Origin of the sequence: Thomasclavelia sp., from assembly GCF_017889095.1 — a bacterium.
Classification (GTDB): domain Bacteria; phylum Bacillota_I; class Bacilli_A; order Erysipelotrichales; family Coprobacillaceae; genus Thomasclavelia.
This window is the reverse complement of the sequence record NZ_JAGHEW010000247.1, coordinates 1-3,157: the sequence shown is the minus strand read 5'-3', so window position 1 is coordinate 3,157 and position 3,157 is coordinate 1. Positions and strand designations below refer to the sequence as shown.

General features: G+C 27.8%; 4 protein-coding genes. 2 read left to right on the top strand and 2 right to left on the bottom strand.

The features are described from left to right. Window positions 1-698: AAA family ATPase (locus J7M77_RS11060; protein WP_296878497.1), on the bottom strand; the 698-nt coding region annotated here is incomplete at its 3' end. A gap of 104 nt (window positions 699-802) precedes the next feature. Continuing rightward, window positions 803-1,360, bottom strand: a complete 558-nt coding sequence (locus J7M77_RS11055) for a TetR/AcrR family transcriptional regulator C-terminal domain-containing protein (RefSeq protein ID WP_296878495.1) — start codon at window positions 1,358-1,360, stop codon at window positions 803-805. 71 nt (window positions 1,361-1,431) lie between these two features. Here J7M77_RS11055 and J7M77_RS11050 point away from each other — a divergent pair, with 71 nt between their 5' ends. Together J7M77_RS11050 and J7M77_RS11045 are read left to right on the top strand one after the other, a co-directional pair. Continuing rightward, a complete protein-coding gene (locus tag J7M77_RS11050; protein ID WP_296878493.1) occupies window positions 1,432-2,439 on the top strand; it encodes a lysylphosphatidylglycerol synthase domain-containing protein in 1,008 nt (335 codons plus the stop codon). 99 nt (window positions 2,440-2,538) lie between these two features. Then, on the top strand, window positions 2,539-3,114 hold the full coding sequence (locus J7M77_RS11045) for a histidine phosphatase family protein (protein ID WP_296878491.1): 576 nt from the start codon (window positions 2,539-2,541) through the stop codon (window positions 3,112-3,114). Window positions 3,115-3,157 lie beyond the last annotated feature (43 nt).

The following is a 3,157-nucleotide window of genomic DNA, read 5'->3' as shown; positions in this document are numbered from 1 at the left end:
TTTAAATCACTGAAGATATTTTCCTTGGCGACTCTTTGAATTCCAGTAAGCATAGCATATTCTATGCTATCTGAAGTTTTTAAGGCATTATGAAGCATTGAGGCTAAACTGCTTCTTATTTCATCATAGAACTTACCTACATGTCCTTCGATAAACGGTGTATCATATTCATCAATAAAGACCATTACCCGTTTACTATAATATTTTTCTAACTGTTCCATTAAAAATGATAAAGCATCTGTCAAATCATCCAGCTTTTCATCGTCATTTAAAAGAGCATTTGTGATTAAATCATAGTCGCTTTGTTCAAATCTATTCATATTATTAAATAGATAATCATATCTTGTATACTCTTTTTTTAATGCTCTTTTTATTTGCCTAATTACTATTTTTTTACTTCCTTTGGCATTGGCGAAGGAAACAAAAATAGTTGGGTACTGATTTAAATATGAACAATATTCAGTTTCCATGATCTTAGTATCTTTAAACAGATCTTTAGAATCTTTGGTGATATCAAAAAACTCTGCCATCATTGACATATTTAAGGTCTTTCCAAATCTTCGCGGTCTGGTTATTAAGGTTACTTCTGTTTTTCGGTCTAAAAATTCTTTAATCATTAATGATTTATCGATACTGTAATAATCATCTTTTTTTAACTTTCGATAGTTTTTAATTCCTATCGGTAATGCCTTTTTCATTTTCATCAGTCCTTTCAAGCCTATTATACCTTATTTATTATGGCTTAACTAGATTTATTCATGTTAAAAAAAAGCGATAAGATAATCGTTTTTTTTGCTATGATTTATTGATTTTCTTTTTTAAATAATAAAAGATGACGGTTAGAGTCTTTTAAAATTTGTTCGATTCGTTTTAATGCTTTAATTAGATCAAAATCTGCTTCGTGATCAAACCAGTCAAGTGTTACTCCCATCAGTAAACATTTATTAAAACGAATTAAAAGCTTTTTATCCTCATCTAGAATCTCAATACCATTAATTAAAATATCAATATATTTTTCACTTACATAATAAGCAATTTGATTTATTTGATGAACAAAAAATTCTTGATGGCTAGAATGATAGATATTTAAAATTTGTTTTTTCTTTTTAAGACAGGCATCAATTATCGGAGTTAAACAATCTAAAAAAGAATTATAACTTTGATAACTGTTTAATAATTCATCAATATCTTTTTTTAGTGCTTTATCCAATAAATCAGGAATATCTTGAAAATGATAATAAAATGTATTGCGATTAATATCACAACGTTCTACAATATTCTTTACAGTGATTTTATTATATGGTTTTTCTTCTAATAATTGCCAAAAGGCAGTGACAATAGCTAATTCAGTTCGATTCATGTAGTTCAACTCTTTCTATTAATAGTAAAATAATAACATAAAATTACTTTATTTTCAATTAACGTGGGGTGGTGGTCTTTATCAAGAAAAAAATTTTTATTTATTTTAGTTCGATTATTCTAATATTTATCGCTATTTATCTTGTTTTTCATAATGATTTAAAAGGAATAGTTGATTGTTTAAAAACAATTACGATTATTGATGTAATTATTTTAATTGGGGTCGGAACTGTTTATCAGTTATTAGAAGCATTTGGCTGCCATGTTTTATTAAAGTCACAAATAGCTGATTTTAAATATGTTCAGGTCTTTGAATTAACTTTATTAGGGACTTTTTGTAATGTAATTACATCAACAGCCGGGACAATTCCAATTCAAAGTTATTACTTATATAAACAAGGAGTTAATGCCGGTAAAGGAATTGGACTGCTTATCTTAGATAGTATTTTTCATAAATTAGCGGTTTTTGTCTATGCTACTGTTGTATTATTATTTACTTTTAATGATTTAGCTAATAATAGTTCGTTAAAGGTTTATATTATTGTTGGATATCTGGTTTATTTGGTAATCATTGTGGGCCTGGTATTATTATGTAGTGCCAGCAAGATACAACAATTGCTATTATTTTTAATTGATCATTTACCTGATCGTCCAGCTTTACAAAAACGAAAAAATGATTGGAAAGATAATTTGAATGCTTTATATTTAGAAGCAAAACATGTATTACATGATCATAAGACTTGTTTAAAAGTTATTTTAGCTGATTTTTTGAAATTAATTTGGACTTATACGATACCGTTTATTTGTTTAATGATCATTGATGATAATCAATTAACTTTTATCCAGGTACAGATGTTATCATCGCTGATGTTACTTATAACCGGGGTATTACCTAATTTAGCGGGAATGGGACCTGCTGAATTAGCGTTTATGTTGTTATTTATTGAGCCATTAGGATTAGTTAAAACGACGATGATTTTATTATTATATCGATTGGCTACTTATTTTTATCCGTTTATTTTAAGTATTTTTGTTGTATTAAAACTGGAAAAGAAGTTATTAATGAAATTTGATAAATAGACGATTATTGAAAAAAGTCTATTTGTTGACTTTTTATAATAATGGTAAATTGATAATTTGGTTATTTGTTTTACAATAATGATCAAGGAGGTAGTTGTAATGGCAAAGAGATTATATTTAATGCGACATGGACAAACGATGTTCAATGTTCAACATAAAATTCAGGGATGGTGTGATTCACCTTTAACTGAAAATGGAAAATTACAAGCTTTAAAAGCTAAAGAGTATTTTGAAAAAAATAATATTGTATTTGATCATGCTTATTCATCAACTAGTGAAAGATGCTGTGATACTTTAGAAATTGTAACTGATCAGCCTTATGTTAGATTAAAAGGACTAAAAGAAAACTTTTATGGGGAAATGGAAGGTGAAAGCGAACGCCTTAATCGTCATTTAACACCCAAAGATTGTGAAACCTTTTATCTACAATATGGTGGTGAATCATCTAATACAGTAAGAGATCGAATGCACCAGACCTTAACAGAAATCATGGAAAAAGATGATCATCAAAGTGTTTTAGCAGTTAGTCATAGTGGTGCTTGTTTCAATTTTTTACGCGGGATCCAAGATCCAATGGAAGAATTAAAAAAAGGTTTTGGAAATTGTTGTATTTTTGTATATGAATATCAAGATCACCAGTTTAGTTTAATAGAAGTAATTCGTCATCAATTTTAAGGAGGCAAAATTAAAATGAAATATGTAACATTAGGTAATAGTG

Coding starts and splice junctions, on each gene's coding strand:
- J7M77_RS11055 (WP_296878495.1), bottom strand. CDS start 1,360: ATGAATCGAACTGAATTAGCTATTGTCACTGCCTTTTGGCAATTATTA.
- J7M77_RS11045 (WP_296878491.1), top strand. CDS start 2,539: ATGGCAAAGAGATTATATTTAATGCGACATGGACAAACGATGTTCAAT.